15 protein-coding genes and 1 riboswitch are annotated in these 16,670 nt (G+C 42.4%); of the genes, 2 read left to right on the top strand and 13 right to left on the bottom strand.

Annotated features, from left to right (window positions below; translation table 11 throughout):
- Positions 1-15 precede the first annotated feature (15 nt).
- The gene (gene rpsA / locus KCX82_RS07905) at positions 16-1,182 is read right to left on the bottom strand and encodes a 30S ribosomal protein S1 (protein WP_227017917.1); all 1,167 of its coding nucleotides are present in this window, start codon (positions 1,180-1,182) and stop codon (positions 16-18) included.
- Positions 1,183-1,344: 162 nt separating this feature from the next.
- Positions 1,345-1,423, top strand: a riboswitch (cyclic di-GMP riboswitch).
- A 138-nt stretch (positions 1,424-1,561) separates the two neighbouring features.
- Between rpsA and KCX82_RS07900 the strand changes: the two genes are divergently transcribed.
- Positions 1,562-2,491 carry a hypothetical protein gene (locus KCX82_RS07900; protein WP_227017916.1) on the top strand — a complete coding sequence of 310 codons (930 nt, stop codon included), beginning with the start codon at positions 1,562-1,564 and terminating at the stop codon, positions 2,489-2,491.
- 155 nt (positions 2,492-2,646) lie between these two features.
- Here KCX82_RS07900 and KCX82_RS07895 read toward each other — a convergent pair whose 3' ends face one another.
- The 5 genes from KCX82_RS07895 to KCX82_RS07875 all read right to left on the bottom strand — a co-directional run bounded on the left by KCX82_RS07895 (position 2,647) and on the right by KCX82_RS07875 (position 6,804).
- The gene (locus tag KCX82_RS07895) at positions 2,647-3,663 is read right to left on the bottom strand and encodes a stalk domain-containing protein (protein WP_227017915.1); all 1,017 of its coding nucleotides are present in this window, start codon (positions 3,661-3,663) and stop codon (positions 2,647-2,649) included.
- Positions 3,664-3,904: 241 nt separating this feature from the next.
- Complete coding sequence (locus KCX82_RS07890) at positions 3,905-4,642, bottom strand: amino acid ABC transporter ATP-binding protein (protein WP_227017914.1); 738 nt, start codon at positions 4,640-4,642, stop codon at positions 3,905-3,907.
- Complete coding sequence (locus tag KCX82_RS07885; RefSeq protein ID WP_227017913.1) at positions 4,639-5,304, bottom strand: amino acid ABC transporter permease; 666 nt, start codon at positions 5,302-5,304, stop codon at positions 4,639-4,641. The genes KCX82_RS07890 and KCX82_RS07885 overlap by 4 nt, the downstream gene beginning before the upstream one ends.
- Before the next feature lie 12 nt (positions 5,305-5,316).
- Positions 5,317-6,099: a transporter substrate-binding domain-containing protein gene (locus KCX82_RS07880; protein ID WP_227017912.1), complete on the bottom strand. Its 783-nt coding sequence runs from the start codon at positions 6,097-6,099 to the stop codon at positions 5,317-5,319.
- Between the two features lie 120 nt (positions 6,100-6,219).
- Positions 6,220-6,804: a hypothetical protein gene (locus KCX82_RS07875; protein ID WP_227017911.1), complete on the bottom strand. Its 585-nt coding sequence runs from the start codon at positions 6,802-6,804 to the stop codon at positions 6,220-6,222.
- A 139-nt stretch (positions 6,805-6,943) separates the two neighbouring features.
- On the opposite strand from KCX82_RS07875, the gene KCX82_RS07870 reads away from it, so the two are divergent.
- A complete protein-coding gene (locus KCX82_RS07870; RefSeq protein WP_227017910.1) occupies positions 6,944-7,474 on the top strand; it encodes an N-acetylmuramoyl-L-alanine amidase in 531 nt (176 codons plus the stop codon).
- A 98-nt stretch (positions 7,475-7,572) separates the two neighbouring features.
- Here the strand turns inward: KCX82_RS07870 and KCX82_RS07865 are convergent, their stop codons facing one another.
- From KCX82_RS07865 to KCX82_RS07835, 7 genes are all read right to left on the bottom strand, one after another.
- Positions 7,573-9,138, bottom strand: coding sequence for a copper amine oxidase N-terminal domain-containing protein (locus KCX82_RS07865; RefSeq protein WP_227017909.1), 1,566 nt, complete (start codon positions 9,136-9,138; stop codon positions 7,573-7,575).
- A gap of 285 nt (positions 9,139-9,423) precedes the next feature.
- Complete coding sequence (locus KCX82_RS07860) at positions 9,424-10,086, bottom strand: NAD(P)-dependent oxidoreductase (protein WP_227017908.1); 663 nt, start codon at positions 10,084-10,086, stop codon at positions 9,424-9,426.
- Positions 10,086-10,766 (bottom strand): NAD(P)-dependent oxidoreductase, encoded by a 681-nt coding sequence (locus tag KCX82_RS07855; protein WP_227017907.1) that lies wholly within the window; start codon positions 10,764-10,766, stop codon positions 10,086-10,088. Before KCX82_RS07855 ends, KCX82_RS07860 begins: the two co-directional genes overlap by 1 nt.
- An 89-nt stretch (positions 10,767-10,855) precedes the next feature.
- A complete protein-coding gene (locus KCX82_RS07850; protein ID WP_227017906.1) occupies positions 10,856-12,151 on the bottom strand; it encodes an MFS transporter in 1,296 nt (431 codons plus the stop codon).
- Between the two features lie 107 nt (positions 12,152-12,258).
- On the bottom strand, positions 12,259-13,779 hold the full coding sequence (locus KCX82_RS07845; RefSeq protein WP_227017905.1) for an FAD-dependent oxidoreductase: 1,521 nt from the start codon (positions 13,777-13,779) through the stop codon (positions 12,259-12,261).
- Between the two features lie 70 nt (positions 13,780-13,849).
- Positions 13,850-14,512: an NADH-ubiquinone oxidoreductase-F iron-sulfur binding region domain-containing protein gene (locus tag KCX82_RS07840; RefSeq protein ID WP_227017904.1), complete on the bottom strand. Its 663-nt coding sequence runs from the start codon at positions 14,510-14,512 to the stop codon at positions 13,850-13,852.
- Positions 14,509-16,632 carry an FAD-dependent oxidoreductase gene (locus tag KCX82_RS07835; RefSeq protein WP_227017903.1) on the bottom strand — a complete coding sequence of 708 codons (2,124 nt, stop codon included), beginning with the start codon at positions 16,630-16,632 and terminating at the stop codon, positions 14,509-14,511. Before KCX82_RS07835 ends, KCX82_RS07840 begins: the two co-directional genes overlap by 4 nt.
- Positions 16,633-16,670: the final 38 nt, after the last annotated feature.

The raw sequence follows: 16,670 nt of genomic DNA, 5'->3' as shown, positions 1-16,670 counted from the left end.
TTTTAGTAATTTATTTTATTTGAAAAAGTCTTTAAATTTATCCCCGAACAGATCCCCCAAGGTCGTTCCCTGCTCTTCCTGAACAAGTTCGAATTCCTCTGAGGCTTGGCCCACTGCATCCTTTATGCTTAAGCTCATTTTTTTATTTGCCTCGTCCACTTTCAGAATGACAGCCTGTATCTGATCACCGACCTTTAAAGCATCCGAAGGCTTTCGAACCCTTTCAGATGAAATTTCCGACAGATGAACCAGCCCCTCTACTCCGGCTTCTATTTCAACAAAAGCTCCGAAATCCATGAGTCTGACAACAGTTCCTTCTACCAGATCGCCTACTGCGTAATAATCGGAAACGCCTTGCCATGGATCTTCATCGACTTTTTTAAGTATCAAGCCAATTTTTCCTGTCTTTTTATCAATATTGGCAACATAAACGGTGACCGAATCCCCTTCGGATACCACTTCCGACGGATGGTTCACCCGGTGCCAGGCGAGATCGTCCAGATGGATAAGCCCTTCTACTCCGCCAAGATCCACAAACGCACCAAATTTCATCAGCTTGGTTACCATGCCCTGACGCATTTCCCCGGTCTGCAGCTGTTCCATGAGTTTTACCTTTTTATCCTGCCTCTCCACAACCTCAATGGCCTTTCTGGAAAGCACCACACGTTTCTTTTCTCTGTCAAAATCCTCAACAATTACGTCCAAATTCTTACCCAAATAGGAAGACAGATCCTCTACGTAACGGTAGGATAAAAGAGAAGCAGGAATAAAGCAGCTGACATTTCGGTAAACTGCAGCAACTCCGCCTTTGACAACTTCCGTCACCTTAACAGGAGTTACCTTTTTTTCTTCAAAAGCATCCTCCAAATCATCCCAGCCCACAATAGCTTCTGCTTTTTTATGCGAAAGCACCACATTACCTTCTTGATCATGGGGATCAAGTACATAGGCGGAAATCTCGTCTCCCTCCTTGTATTCCCATCCTTCCACCAGCTCTTCCTTTCCAATGATCCCATCGGAGATATAGCCAATGTTAACGATGATTTCTTCGTCATTGACAGATATGATGGTGCCGGTCAAGATGTCATCCTTACCGATCCTTTTCATAGATTTTTCAATTTCGTCCATGTATTCCAGCATCGTATTTTGCTCTTCCATTTTATTGATTACCTTTCTAAACATTTTGATAAGATTTAGGTTTGTTCATTTTTCTGAAATTATTATAACAAATCCGGCGTTACTTTGTAATTTTATTTAGGAATTCCAATGCTTTATAAATATTTTTTATGACAATTTTTTCTCTTGACTCTCCATTTTTATTATGCTAATATCACATTACTAAATTGATGAAAAAGGCAAGCTATTGATATAGCGCGCAAAGCTAAGAGTTAATTCATTAATAATTAACAGTCGGGCTGCCATCAAAAAATAGAGTGAGGTCTATTTTCTGTTGGCGGCTTTTTTATTGCTCAGGGAAAACACCTCGGAATAAAAAGGTGGAATCACAGCCCCTTTTTATAAAAAAATACTGTGAAATTTATTAATCGAAGGGAGAATTTACATGAAAAAGAAAGTATTTAGTTTAGTAATGGTTCTGATTCTAGCATTAGCTATATCCGTAATAAATGTATCAGCAGCAGATACCGCAAGTTTTGACCCTGCCACTCATCAATGCAGTCTTATCAGCCAGTCAAGCATTAATTATGAATTTATACTGCAGGGAAACACGACAGAATTAAAAAAGGAGCCTGGTTATGAAGGATTCTTGTCGTCAGATAAGACTTATCCGTATGTTCTAAATCAGGCTGCTAAATTGCCGCTTTACTCATTCAATGATTATGTTACCGTCACCCAACAGACAAAATACGAAGCAGTGGTTCACTACATTGCCCCGTATACGGTTGAGGGTATTGACCAGGAATTGAAAACTATCTACATAAAAGCAGGAAACGGCGTTTATCTTGTTACCTTTAAGGAGCCTCTGAAAGCAGGGGAATGTGCGGCATTTGCGATACAGAATTTTACCAATAATTATCCGGCGTTAAGTCATTTTATGACTTGCAACGCAAACTTCGTTCCTCCTGCAGAACCGCCCGTATATTATACGGATGAAACCGCCTGGGCTCAGGGTACCGGCAGTCTGAACACTATGATGGGCACAAATAAATGGGGCTGGTATATTCCTGTAGAGGGCGCGACGGCTGACGGAAGCGAGTATAACGTCTACGCCGGTGCGGGACAGAACGATATCAGCAAAGGCACTTTAATCGGTTCTGTAAAATTAACCATCGTTGACGGGAAATATACTGCCACATTTACACCTTCGGGACTGCATACGGTAACCCATATGCACTTTGGCGTATATGACAGTGAAGAAACCTTTAAGGCTACGAACGGGGCTCCAGGTGAATTTACCAATTCCGTTTCGGCAGATAAAGCACAATACATCGTCATTCACTTTGATGCACAGGTTGCACATTTATTGGATTAAACGATTAAACAAACAGAAGACCGCCCTTAACGTTATCTAAACTGTCACAAAGGCAAGCCTATAAATTTTAGGCTTGCCTCTTTGCTTACCTATATATTGTGTAAAATTACCACCCTATTTCTTTGGAGTGAAACTTTATCGCACATTATGGTTTTTTATTCAGTATAATTGTTTGACGTATCAATTCCAATCGTACTTGTAGCTCCATCCCAAGTTACTCCAATGTCAAACAATTTTGCAATATCACGTAACTTGAAATAATTATTGTTATTAATTGTGTATGCAGTTAATGCCGTTTCCTTACCGTCCACATATATCTTTGATGTAGAAAGAACTGCATTTTCTTTCTTTGAGCTTGCACTTATTTGCATCTCGCCACCAACCGTTGTATATTTTTTATTCGGCATAAGATTAATTGCATTTTTCAATCCATCCCAAGAAACTTCAAACTGTTTATTTGTTCCATCTACTACCGTTGCCAAATCGCGAAGTTTAAAATAATTGTTCCCATTTATTGTGTATGCATCAAAGGTTTTCTCTTCATTGTTCACAAGCACTTTTGAACTTGTAGGGATGGCTGTAATTAGAGGTTTCTCTTTTATAGTTAAAATCACTTTGTAATCTTCAAATGACTGTCCACCACCAATGCCAGCACTTGGATCATAGTTAGAAACAATATATACACCTTCGCCTAAAGTTACGTAATTGCCCTCAGCTCCTGCATTCCTAGGGCTATCATTAGAGACTTCATCTACTGTATTTCCAACAATTATATTACCCTTTTCATCGGTAGTAAAAAAAGAATACTTTTTTAAGTCAAAATTAATTTGTTTTGAATAATCAGATTCAAACGAACCATCTTCCATTTTTTTTGCATAATTAATATATTGTTTACCAAAACCGTACGTAACCTTGCAAGGTGCTGTTGCTTCTATATATAAATCTTTGACAATTTCCAATTTACGTGTTTCCCCACTATCTAATTTGATATCCATAGTGGTGATGTAGTCATTGCCATTATCTTTCACAACATTTGAAACTTTGATATACGTACCATAATACGGAAGTTCATACCTCTTTTCGCTTGATGTATCCGTACCGAATACAGTTGCCGAGAAAATACCCAATACTAAAGTTAGGGTTAAAATAAAGGTTAAAAGAAAATTTTTCAAATCATTACCTCCTTTTACTTTTTATACATTTATGAAAAGATTACCATATAAATAAAATTTTTTCAATCATCACCCCAAATTTACTACGTTATGTCAGACAAACAAGAAAAGCCAGCCTCAACGGTCACAACCCGTATCAGCTGGCTCAGCTTCTTCTTGGTGAATTTTCTGTTGGATACTGTATAGAAAACGGAAGTTATGTTTTCAATCAACCTACAGAAATTAAAAACAGAAATAAATTCTAAACAGAAAGTACCTTTTTCAGGAACTCTATCGTTCTCGGATTTTTCGGATTTGCAAACATTTCTGCCGGAGGCGCCTCCTCCATGATAATCCCTTCATCCATAAAGATCACCCTGTCGGCGACATCTCTCGCAAATCCCATCTCGTGAGTCACCACCACCATGGTCATTCCCATAGCAGCCAGTTCCTTCATGACCGCCAACACTTCACCCACCATTTCAGGATCCAATGCGGAAGTCGGTTCATCGAAAAGCATGATGTCGGGCTCCATGGCAAGGGCTCTGGCAATGGCTACACGCTGCTGCTGTCCGCCGGAAAGCTGTCTTGGTCTTGCATCAGCCTTTTCAGCAAGGCCGACTCTCTCTAATAGTTCGAGCGCCTTTTGCTCAGCTTCCTTTTTGGTCTTCAGCTTCAGTTCAAGAGGTGCCATCATGATGTTCTCTTTTACGCTGAGATGCGGAAATAGGTTGAACTGCTGAAATACCATTCCGATATGTCTTCTCACTTTATTGATGTCCACTTTGGGATCGGTAATCATGATATCATCTACAGTAATGTCTCCGTGGGTAGGTTCCTCCAGTCGGTTGATGCATCTTAATAAGGTTGATTTTCCCGAACCGCTTGGTCCTATAACACAGACAACCTGTCCTTTTTCAATCTCCAGATTGATTCCTTTCAGCACTTCCAGCGCGCCAAAGTGCTTATGAAGATTATTGATTACGATCTGCGATGTCATATATTCACTCTCCTCTCAACAATCTTTGCGAGGTAACTAAGTATGGCAATCAAAATGAAATAATATAAAGCGACCAAAGTATAGGTTGCAAAAGCCTCCATGGAGCGCCCTACATATATTTTTGCCTGATACATGATATCCGCAAAAGCTATGACTGAAATGAGAGATGAATCCTTTAATGTGATGATAAACTGATTGACCAGAGACGGCAGACAGATACGCAATGCCTGAGGCAGGATAACCTTTTTCATAGCCTGTCCGTTGGAAAGGCCAAGGCTTCTAGCCGCCTCCATCTGCCCCGTATTTACCGCATTGATAGCTCCCCGGAAAATTTCCGACATATACGCTCCGGCATTCAGTGTCAACGTAATCAGTCCGGCAATAAAAGGCGTAAACCGTACTTCAAATCCTATAAACTGAAGCAGCTGCGGTATTGCAAAATAAATATAGAACACCTGTACCAGCAGCGGAGTTCCTCGTATAAGCCCAACATATATTTTCGATATCCAGCGAAGCGGCGCTTTTTTCGAAAGAGCAAAAAAGCAGGAGCACAGTCCCAAAACAAACGCCAATAGCAGTGACAAAACTGTCACCGCTATGGTCATCTTTAAGCCTTCTAATAAAAGCGGATTTACTTCGCCGAAAACTTTAACTAAGTTCATTATTGTTCCTCATTATTCAGCAGCAATATATTTGTCTAAAATCTCCTGATACTTTCCGTTATCTCTGATATTTTTCAGTCCCGCGTCAAACATTTCCAGAAGCTCTGTATTTTTACCCTTCAAAACAGCAAAGCCATAGGAAGAGCCCTTTTCCATGTCCGTTACCATCTTCAGGCCATTTCCCTGAGTGATTCCGTAACCCATGACAGGATAATCCTCGAAGCATGCTACGGAGTTTCCCGTTTTTACATCTTCATACATGAATGGGGATTCATCGAAATAAACGACCTGGAATCCGTATTGATCTTTGATGGACTCTGCAAAAGTCGCACCTTCTGTACCTGTCTTAACGGCAACTTTCTTACCTTTCAGATCATCATAGGACGTGATGGTGTCATTGGTAGCGCTGATTGCCATTACAACGCCGGAATCATAATAAGCCTCGGAGAAATCATATTTCTTCTGGCGCTCTTCGGTAATGCTCATCCCCGCAATTACCGCATCCGTCTGATTCGATTCCAGAGCTGCTACTGCTGCACTGAATCCCAATGGATTGAGCTTATACTCAAAACCCTGATCCTCTGCGATGGCTGCAAGAATCTCAATGTCGATTCCAACATATTCGCCGGCATCATTCTGGAATTCAAATGGAGCAAAAGTGGTATCTGTTGCAATATTATATACTTTTGCTTTAGGTGTACCCTCATCTGTATCCTCTTTGGCGCCTCCGCCGCAGCCTGCCAGCATACTGACCAACAGCAACAGAACTAGTCCTAAACTTACATACTTTTTCATTGGATATTCCTCCCTAGATTATTTAATAAATACATAATCTATATTATACAATAATATCTGCAAAACGAAAAGCCTACAGTTTTAAAAACCGCAGGCGTACATTATCCGGTTATCCCGCTATTACGTTTCCTGTCTTCGTGTGGCCGTCAAATATTCTATAAATCCATCTGCAAGATAGTCTCCCATTGCCAAAGCATTTAACATGAGCCGGTCAAAAATTTCCAAGCTTCTTACATAATCACCGCTCATTACCGCAATCGCTTCATCGATCACAGTCCTGTCATAAGTATAAAATAAATTCCTCCACTGCGCTTCTTCCCAGAATGGATTAATTCTAGAAAAATATGCAGCCAATAGATCTGCATTGGAATATAATCGCTGTACAGCGGCATCCACACTGGCCTGATCTCCGATTTTCAGTCCGTTAACCAAGGTCTGCAAGGAAATAATGTGAGTTGATAACAGATTTACAAGCTCTTCCCCTAATGGGGTCCCAAATATTAATTCTGCTTTTGCTAGAAACTTCATAGGCAAGTTATAAAGCCTTTGCGCCAAAGCCTCAGAGTCACCAAAATCCGACGCCACCGAAACGATATAGAACCTTGTTAAATAAGCCAATTCGGTTAACAGCAGCCTGAAATCCTTTATTAAATTCAAATGTCCATATGAAATGAACGGTACTTCTTGTTGAGCCTTTGATATCATCCGGAATAACTCCTTATAACACAGTGCAATATTTTATAGTATGAAATAATGCGTTTTATGTGACAGGAAATCAGCCCTGAATCACAATCCCTATCAGGTCAACATACTATATAGCATCCTAAAAAAGGAGGCATACGCATTGTTAGTTTATCTTAACCCTTCCACAAACGAAAAGAACGAATTCTACGGAGGGGGCAACGAAGAAAGGTATATGAATGAAATTGCAGATGCTATGGTTGCATACCTTGGCATCGCCGGAATCCGTTTTGAAAGAAACGATCCAAAGGATACATTAGATACGATCATTCGAAAAGTAAATGAAAAAAATTTTGATTTGATCATTTCCTTATATGCAACAGACGGCGGAAATGATGTACAGAGAGGTCCTGATATTTCTTACTATGCCTTTAGTGAACAGGGAAGTAATTTGACCTATAATATCTCCACCGAATTATATGTTATACACCCGCTCCCCATGTCTATCAGCATTTTACCATCGGTAGAAAGACCCATTTTAACCAGAACCAGAGCCGTATCTGTCATTGTAGATCTGGGGAACAGTAAAAGTATAGAGGATGCCGAATGGATTCGAAACAACATATACAGCATTGGAAGGAGATTGGTATTTGCCATAGAGCACTACTTCGGTCTTCCTGAGAAATTAATATAGTAAAATAAATCTGATTTGGCGCCTTCGGCAAAAAAACCTGTAACTGCTCGTTACAGGTTTTCGTATTAATCAGGTTTTCGTATTTAATATCAAAGTATTTACAGCCCTTTAATGGATTTGACGATATCCAGGAACTCGCTTTCAGACTCCTTATACTTGGATTTTAAAGTCCAGCAATAGATCTGTCCATAGTAATTTTGTCCGTTAATAAACGTAACCAGGTGGGTATAGTTGACGCCTTCAGATGTGCCTGTCAGAACATATTGTACTGCTGGATTTCCGTTTACTTTTATTTTTGAAGGCTCACTCTTTTCCACTACAACATTATCAAAGTTGGCATCAATCATCTCCATGGCATTATTTTTCCAGATCTCAAAGTCATAGGCGAAATCCTCCTTCGCCTGAGCCAGTGCTATCATGTACTGATACTTTTTTGAACAGGAGGCTTGTAAATCTGCCACATCATTTAAATCATACTCGTCTGTCCATGAGCCGGGCACGGAAATAGAAAACTTGCCATCCAGCGATGTTATCGTATAGGATGCAGGAACCTCCGTCACATTTTTGGGTATTGTCAAAGAAAAATTTCCGTTCAGATCATAATATCGGAACTTAAATTCATTTTCCGAATATAAGTCAAGCGCCTTCGACAGGTCGGTTTTATCTATGGTTTGAATCTCTTTCACATAGCCGGTCTTGCCATCGATTACAATTGACAGGAAATCATCAGATACGATGCTGCTCCCGCTGTCCGCAGAATCCTCAGAGAACTTATGAAGCGGATACACATTTCCTTTCAAATAGATTAAGTTATTTTTTTCATCCTTTTCCATTGTCAAGGCCGCATAAACCGCTTCCCGTGGATTTATGATGTTCCGCGGATTGTTATATTCTACAAAATAGGCGTAGTCTTCTTTTTCAAGAATCTCCTTTTCCCATACGGGATCGTCATCGTATCTTGTGTAATCAATAAGATTGTTATAGTAGGATTCATATTTCAATTGATAGTCACCGTAATCCGACAGGCAGGAATAGTATTGTATATCTTTCTCTTTATCATATTGTTCAAAGCTTTTCTCCGTACAGATCCACGGATCTTCTTCATCTTCTCCTGAATATGTGATTTTGGCATCATAGTCCAATTTATAGCGTTTTACGCTGTCCATTGAAGCTAATGCTTTATCAAGGGTAGTCTTCACTTCATCGTATTGTGCCTGATCCCGAATATAAACACAGGAGGTAACCTTATCCCAGACAACCACCTTGTCAAAAGCCTGTGCTACGGAACGTGCCGGAATATAGACTCTGCCATGATAGTTCACCGGAGCCGCATCAATTTTCGTTAATTTTCCATTAATGGTTGCATCTAGATTTCCAACCTTTAGAACGATCGTTACCGAATCTTTTATCGCCGTTACAGAACGATCCTTTCCGTTCCATATAATATGCTGATCGTCATTTGAAACGCCAAGATTGGTGAATAACTCTCTTAAAGGCAGCAGCGTCCTTCCATTGACTATAATCGGGGTGTCGGAATAAGCGCCAACCTTACCGTCAATCATGATCTGAATGTCCGGTCGCTCCGTCACTGCCTGTGCTGCCATGGAAACGGCAAAAAATCCGGATACAAGAAAAATGGTTAATACCAGCAAAAACTTCTTCATTGGGTCCTCCTTAAAATATCATTCGGGCCTTCCTCAGCTTATTATTTAAGCTGATTTGATATCTCATATATCGAGTCCTATGATACCATCTTTGGCAACTCTTGTATAGAAAAATTTTCCTTCAATTTTAAATCCAATACTTTTGATAATTTTATTTTCAATATATAACTCTAACCACTCCGGGATGATTTTATAAGCGTTTTCGATTGAAAGAATAGAATTGTCATAAAGACGAAAGGAGTCCATTCGAAAGACAGCAAGAATCCTTCACCCCTGTACAAGGGGTTAATACCCTACGCAGCAGCGTCTTTGATGGATTCTGTCGTTTTCCAATTCGTCAACACAGGCATAAGCAAAATCGGTCAGCGATATTTTACTGATATCAAAATACGCTTCACTGTTCTTATCGATGCCAGGTTCATCCATAATCACCAGGTAGTCGTCCCCCATTCTGTATTTCTTCAATATGGGTTCCGGTAATTCCATAAAAGCTGCCGGTGTAATGCAGCCCCAGTTCAGTTCCTTTTCATGCTCGTATACTTCTTCCGATTTGCAGATATTTTCGTAGAAGATTCGATTAGCCTCTTCAAAATAATCGGACTCTATGAGCTTGGTTCCGTTGGGGCACAAAGCAGAAGAGGATCCTATAATGGAAAGGAGTTTGGGTACCCTGGCAGCCTTGCACTCGTCGATGATGAATTGAATACTTTTCCCATATCTTTCAGGGTGCTCCATATTGGCGGCAATGGCATTCAGAACGGCATCTGCGCCTGCCATGAGTCCGACCATCTTATCAAATTCTTCAATGGCGCACTGATGGATCTCTACGCCCTCTATCTCGCCCTTAGCAAAAGCATCGATACCGATAACCTGATGGCCTCTGCTGACTGCTTCTTTTGCCGCCCGAGAGCCAATTCGTCCGCTCACACCTACAATTACAAATTTCATTATTTTTCTCCTCCTTCCTCTATGGGATTGCAAATCGCAACCCGTTGCCTGATATGTCTTGGATTTTCAATCTCATTGACAAAAAAGTTCGCAAAGTCTTCCATGGATATTTGGGATGAGGCCAAGCCCAGTTCAGGTTTCGGGAGGAAAAATTCATCATCGATTGATTCGCAATATTTACCCGTAATGTTTCCGTAAGGAAGCATTTTTGCGGCAGGTGTTACGATCGTCCAATCAAGATCATATTCATTCTTGCGGATGTTATTGAACGCTTCAATATGCATCGGAATGAATTTAGCAAAAGCAATGGGTTGGGCATATAAAAATTCCAAAGGCTTTCCTTCGTAGGTTAAAGTACAATGATTACCGACAAATAAAACCCTTTTAATGCCGTTCTCGTGACAGGCCTTTAACACGTTGGCACGTCCCGGTACCAGCCATTCGGGATTGGTTCTCACATGAATGGTCGAATCCACCACTACGTCCGCATCCTTTACGAACTCCGCAAGTGCTTCGTAATCTATGTAGTTTCCGCTCACTGCAGTTTCAATGCCGGGATTCATCATTTTTGAACGATCTCCGCGCCTGTTGAAGGTTCTGACCTCATGACCCCGCTCCAGGGCATATCTGACTATTCTTTTGCCTACGCGGCCGGAACCGCCGATTATTGCTATTTTCATAAGTGCTCCTTTCATTCTATAAAGTTTGAAACGATCAGAAAAGTAATTTCCCTGATCGTTTCTGAATGTTTCATTGATGACTGTTTCTATTAAGCGGTATGCTCTTTCTTGCCGTATTCTCTATCCGCAGCGTTGGCATCAGGAATATTTCTCATGGTCAATACCGTGATAAAGGCAATTACCAGCAGCACCATTAAAATATAATAGGCGTTGGTCAACTGACCCATCTGGTTGAAGGCTCCCATAAAGGCGATAGCAAATGCCATAGGAATCGCCTGGATCGTCATGATCCACTTGTTTGCTGCCATATATTGCTTACGTCCGTACACATAGGAGGTTACGCATGGATGCATGGTGGGCATACCTCCGGTCATACAAGCTACGCCGAATGCCCATATTGCCATAAGCGGAACACTTCCGCCTACCGGCATAACGGCAAGAGGGACCACTGCAAAGAAGTACAATACGATGAGAACGAGGGAAGCCTTGATGGAACCCAGTTTATCATCAATATATCCGAGAACATAGCTCATTGGAATACCGGCGGCCGCCCCGATGGAAAGCCAGAACAATGCTTTGGATACAAACAGATTTGGAACATCTTCCGGTGTGCTTAAGGTGATATATCGAACTGCCATATATGCCATCATCGCAACGATAACGAACTGCAGGATGCCGTATGAAATGATCAGCTTCCATGCCCGACTGTCTGTCAATATGCTTTTTAATGTAACAGGCTCAGCATCCTGATCGGCTTCGGAGTAAGGCGCCTGATCTGCACCATCCGGGAATAGTCCGGCATCTTCAGGTGTATCTTTAATACAAAGTGCAACCAAAGCGCCTATCAGAATCAAGGAAGCGGCAATGGCCATGTAAGCTGCCTTTAATCCAATGCTGTTAGCTACTGCTGTCAATGCACTGATTCCAACGATAGAGAACAAAGGACTTCCAATGGTTACAATACCAAGAACTCGTCCTCGATATTTGATGAACCAGTTGGCGGCGAGCATGAATCCGCCCATCTGAAGAGGAACTACCATAATACGAACAATAAACAGACTGACAAAGTACAGGCTGTAATTTTCTCCTGCTAACGCGATGCCAAAGCAACCCAGAGCCAGAAGAACGATACTGGGCAATAAAATCTTTTTTACGCCGTATTTTACAAAAGCAGCACCGATAATGAGATAGAGTATGATTACCACAAGTGCGCCGTATGTAACGGGGTTCGTTATTTTCAGGTCATCCCAGCCATAGGTTTGTGCAAGGTACGGAGTCAGAATGTTGATATGGTCGTTCTGAAGTCCGGAATAAAAAAACATGAAGCAGACTCCAAGAAGCATAAGCATGATCGAATAGCGTGCAAATTTTGCATTTTTGAACATTTCGATTTCCTCCTTAATAAGAAATAATTAGAGATAAGTTCTTGCAATATCTAACGGCCTTGATCCTCAACAGATCAGGTCCGATTCGATCTGTTTTTGGATGATGCTTACATAAACTCGTCGGAATCCATATACTCAACTGCATTGTACCCTGCCATTCTTCCGCTGTTTACCGCAAAGCCCATGGTGTTTCCCGGAAGCAGGAAGCAATAGCTGTCACCGAATATATTGCAGGCATCTGTTCCGCATGCATAGAGGCCGTGGATTTTAAATCCGTCGGGAGTCTGTACTTCCATTTTGTCGCTGACCTTAACTCCGCCCAAACTTCCATATCCTGCAGGGAAATGCCTTGCCGCATAGTATTTCTTCCCATTCAGAGGTTTCATATATTTATGTTTCTTGAAGAAAAAGCTGTCTGAGGATGTGCATCCTTCGTTATATTCTTCAATAGTTTTCTTCAGATTCTCCAGATTGATTCCGGTTTTTTCAGCTAGTTCCTCCAAAGAATCCGCTTCAAATAAATTTACTTGCGATTTTTGATCCGCATTGTGAAGCAGACTTAATCCGGAAGCTTCCGCACCTTCACCGCTGACATAGGTTTTTAATTCTTTATCCCACTTATCAACATTTTTTATATTATGATGGAAGGTAATATAATCTAATCCCGTTTTTTTATAGGTTTCCAGAATGCTGTCATCAATGATGGTGAAAGCCATTCTTTCTCTTTGCCTTGCAATAGCATTTCCGGTGAATACGGTATTGTTCATAATTTCTTCATTGATAAATCGCAAGCCATCCAGATTTACCATTAGATTTGGCTGGCGCATGGTTTCACTAAGGGTTTTAAAGACATCCGTTACCCCTGGGGTTGTGTAGGTTAGTTCCATAACCGGTTCCGTTTTTCCGGCTCCGGCTTCCCACATCATTTTTAGTCCTTCCCCCTCCACACCGGGGATACGGAAGGAATGTAGATCCCTGCCCCATTCAAAGCCCATGTATTCGCTGATCATTTTGGGATTATCTCCGAAGCCTCCGGTTGCAACAATGACTGCATTGCATTCCGCTTCTTCTTTTTCGCCGTCCGCGTTGATCAGTTCAACCCCGGCCACATGGCCATCCTCTATAAGAATTTTTGTAGCTTTGGTCTGATAGCAGATTTGAACTCCCAACTCTTCCGCTCTTTCGGTTAGTGCACGATAGAGATTAGAGGCAGCCCTCTCAGCAGGCGTATTACTGCCCTGGGTTTTGACAACATGCCAGGTTTGTTCTGATTTCTCAAAATACTTATAGGCGCCCAGAAATTCCACGCCCATGCCTTCAGCCCATTCAATGGTGTCAGAAGACTGCTCTATGTACTTTCGTACCAACCGTGCATCCACACGCCAGTGCGTATAGTTCATGAACAGGTTAAAGGCATCTTCCTTTGAAAAATTAACCATTTGGGCTTTTTGATACTTAGATTCCACAGCAAAAAATCCCATTCCCATATTTGCGGCTCCCCCTGTGGTGCTGCCCTTTTCCAGAACGATAACGCTGGAGTCTTTTTCCGCAGCCGCAACAGCGGCCGTTATGCCTGATGCGCCTCCGCCAATGACAATGACATCTGCTTCCATTTTCTTAGTGCTCATGCTAACCTCCTTAATATTTTAACAGCATTAGCAAACTTTTATCTAAATTAAGATTGCTGTTCCTAACGACTTACTCTCCCCGACGCCGGCGTCTCATAGAAGTGCCTGCTTCATTGCTTCCTGCGGAGCCTCCGAAGCTTCCCACCAGAATGGGTTCCGCCGGTACTTTCGGTTTTACTGCACCGGCTTTTTTAATCGCCTCTTTCGGGCAGCACCCGATACATTGCATGCATTTTGTACAGATCTCCGGATGAATCACATGAATCATGCCCTTGCCCCCCGAGATCGCACCCTCAGGACAGACTTCCTGACATTTTCCGCATCCATCGCAGGTATCCGGTGCTATATATAAAGTAAAGGCCTGTTTGCAGATTAAATTTGTGCATCGTTTCCTGCGGATATGCAGATCCCACTCTTCTTGATAAGAATTTAACAATTCGAGGCACCGAGAGGCCGCGGTTGCGGACATCTCACAGCCTGCATTTTGGCTGATCATTTCCAGCAACTCTTTTAAAAGTTCGTAATCTTCGCTTCCTCCCCGGCCTTCGGTTATATCTGCAATAATTTTATATACCTGCCAGGAACCTTCTCTGCAAAGAACACATTTGCCGCAGGATTCCTTCCGGACAAAATCCATAAGTTCCTTTGAAAAATCTACAACGCAGCAGGTTCCTCCGGAAAGGGCACCTTCATTTGTCGCCGGAAGGATTGAACTATTGGTTTCACAAATCATTCGCTCACCACCTTATTTACTTGCTTATAGTGCGGATCTCCCCAGAATTTCACTTTGTCAATATCCAATCTCAGATCGCATTGCAAGCATCGGCATGCTTCCGCTTTTGCGTCACATTCCCCTTGTAACGGCTCAACTCTTTGCATCTTGGCAAAGCCCTCAATCACTCCTATTTCCGGGTCCACAGGCTCTCTGTCATAAAGAAGCTCATCAATCATGCCGTCTCCGCCTAAATACTTGTCAATACTGCTGGCAGCCTGGCGGCCGGAAGCGATAGCATCAACAACAGACCTGGTCCCCGTTACTGCATCTCCCGCAGCATAGATTCCTTCAAGATTTGTCTGGAGGTCTTCCTTTGTTTTCACAAAGCTTCCGCGAAAGAGTTCTATACCAAAGGAATCATCCAGATCAGGCTGCTGACCCGTTGCAAAGATCAAAGAGTCTGTCTTGATCAATTCTTCAGAGCCTTGTTCTGTCTGCAATTCAAGTCCCTTTTCACCAAATCGGAAGGAGGTTACATGAATCAGTCTGACTGCACTTACATGATCATCCTTTTCTTCAAGGTCCAGCATAGATTTGCTGTTTAGTATTTCAATGCCTTCTTCCAGAGCACAAAGGATTTCTTCCTGATCTGCCATCATTTTTTCCCTGGGTTCCAGACAGACTACTTTTACATTGGAGACCCCGCTTTTTTTAGCTGTTCTGGCACAGTCAAAAGCGACATTTCCACCGCCGTAAACCACAAGAGTTTCTCCCATCTCCGGCAGCTGTCCCAGATTGGAAAGTCTGCAGAAGGTAACCGCATCGTATGTATTCTTCCAGGAACGGTCGCAAACCGGAGGCCGCTTGCCCTTTTGTGCGCCTACCGAAATTAATACTGCGTCGAAGCCGGCACCATTTATCTCTTCCAATGATGTAATATCTGTATTGGTTTTCAAGTCGATTCCCGTTTCTTTCAAGGTTGCCACTTCCCCATTCACAATTTCCTGCGGAAGCCGATATTTGGGAATTCCATATGAAAGCATCCCCCCCGCCAAAGGCTGTCTCTCGAAAACCGTCACTTTGTGGCCCTTTTTTGAGAGGTAAAATGCTGCTGTCATGCCAGCAGGCCCTCCTCCGATGACCGCAACTTTTTTTCCGGTAGCAGGGTTTTGAAAGGTTCGGCTTTTCCAGAGTTCCTGCTTATCGTTCTCCACAGCATACCGCTTAAGGCCCCGAATGGAGAGAGCTTCATTCAGGTGTCCTCTTTTGCATCCTGTTTCACAAAGATGATTGCAAATATATCCCAGTGAAAGCGGAAAGGTAAGCTTTTCACGGATTACGGATACTGCGGCACTATACTTTGCCTCTTCTACAAGGCGAATATAGGTTGGAATATCCGTGTGAGCAGGACATTTCTCCTTACAGGGGATCAGTGCCAGATTTCTAGGTGCATCCTTTGCAAAGACTCCCTTGATATCTTGAATGGCTCCTGTAGGACAGACCTCCACGCAAGTGCTGCAAAAGCGGCAGTCTGTTTCGGAAAGGGGTTTATCCTCTTTTGTCCCTACGTAGGTTTCTCCGTTTTTCTTGTTGTATTGCAGGACACCGACACCACGAAGCTCCGAACAGGCACGAACACAACGTCCGCATTGGATGCACCGCTGCATTTCCTTCTGAATGAGATGATCGGAATATCCGATTCTGGTGTTCTCTTTTTCAATGCGGCGTAAACGGGAGTGGGCTACCCCCATGTTCTGCATGATTGCCTGCAGCTCGCAATTTAAATAAGCGGCACAGGAGGTACAATCTGCAGGATGACTAGCCAGCAGAAGCTCCAATGCAACCCGGCGAAGATGTTCCGCCTTGGGTGATTTGGTTTTTACAACCATGCCCTCCTGTACCGTTGTTTCACAGGATTGTACCAGCTTGTCTTTTCCCTCCAGCTCTACCGAGCAAAGCTTGCAGCCCCCTTGCGGTTTCAGGTTTGGGTGGTAGCATAGATGAGGAATGTAGATTCCTGCATCCAGTGCCGCCTGCAAAAGGTTCTGCCCCTTAATGGCCTCAATTGTATTTCCGTCAATATTAAGAAGTATTTTCTTCATTTTATTTTCCTTATCTCTTCCAAACTTACCCGACATAATGTCTTTTTTTAAGTTGTTAACTGCTTAACATTTGC

It is taken from the genome of Sinanaerobacter chloroacetimidivorans (genome assembly GCF_018128545.1).
GTDB classification, from domain to species: domain Bacteria; phylum Bacillota; class Clostridia; order Peptostreptococcales; family Anaerovoracaceae; genus Sinanaerobacter; species Sinanaerobacter chloroacetimidivorans.
Note: the sequence above shows the minus strand (reverse complement) of the source record. Positions and strands in the feature narration are given on the sequence as shown.

What these genes read in the sequence shown, in the direction of transcription:
- rpsA (WP_227017917.1), bottom strand. Translation starts at nt 1,182, where the DNA reads ATGTTTAGAAAGGTAATCAATAAAATGGAAGAGCAAAATACGATGCTG.
- KCX82_RS07900 (WP_227017916.1), top strand. Translation starts at nt 1,562, where the DNA reads ATGAAAAAGAAAGTATTTAGTTTAGTAATGGTTCTGATTCTAGCATTA.
- KCX82_RS07890 (WP_227017914.1), bottom strand. Translation starts at nt 4,642, where the DNA reads ATGACATCGCAGATCGTAATCAATAATCTTCATAAGCACTTTGGCGCG.
- KCX82_RS07885 (WP_227017913.1), bottom strand. Translation starts at nt 5,304, where the DNA reads ATGAACTTAGTTAAAGTTTTCGGCGAAGTAAATCCGCTTTTATTAGAA.
- KCX82_RS07880 (WP_227017912.1), bottom strand. Translation starts at nt 6,099, where the DNA reads ATGAAAAAGTATGTAAGTTTAGGACTAGTTCTGTTGCTGTTGGTCAGT.
- KCX82_RS07875 (WP_227017911.1), bottom strand. Translation starts at nt 6,804, where the DNA reads ATGATATCAAAGGCTCAACAAGAAGTACCGTTCATTTCATATGGACAT.
- KCX82_RS07865 (WP_227017909.1), bottom strand. Translation starts at nt 9,138, where the DNA reads ATGAAGAAGTTTTTGCTGGTATTAACCATTTTTCTTGTATCCGGATTT.
- KCX82_RS07860 (WP_227017908.1), bottom strand. Translation starts at nt 10,086, where the DNA reads ATGAAATTTGTAATTGTAGGTGTGAGCGGACGAATTGGCTCTCGGGCG.
- KCX82_RS07855 (WP_227017907.1), bottom strand. Translation starts at nt 10,766, where the DNA reads ATGAAAATAGCAATAATCGGCGGTTCCGGCCGCGTAGGCAAAAGAATA.
- KCX82_RS07850 (WP_227017906.1), bottom strand. Translation starts at nt 12,151, where the DNA reads ATGTTCAAAAATGCAAAATTTGCACGCTATTCGATCATGCTTATGCTT.
- KCX82_RS07845 (WP_227017905.1), bottom strand. Translation starts at nt 13,779, where the DNA reads ATGAGCACTAAGAAAATGGAAGCAGATGTCATTGTCATTGGCGGAGGC.
- KCX82_RS07840 (WP_227017904.1), bottom strand. Translation starts at nt 14,512, where the DNA reads ATGATTTGTGAAACCAATAGTTCAATCCTTCCGGCGACAAATGAAGGT.
- KCX82_RS07835 (WP_227017903.1), bottom strand. Translation starts at nt 16,632, where the DNA reads ATGTCGGGTAAGTTTGGAAGAGATAAGGAAAATAAAATGAAGAAAATA.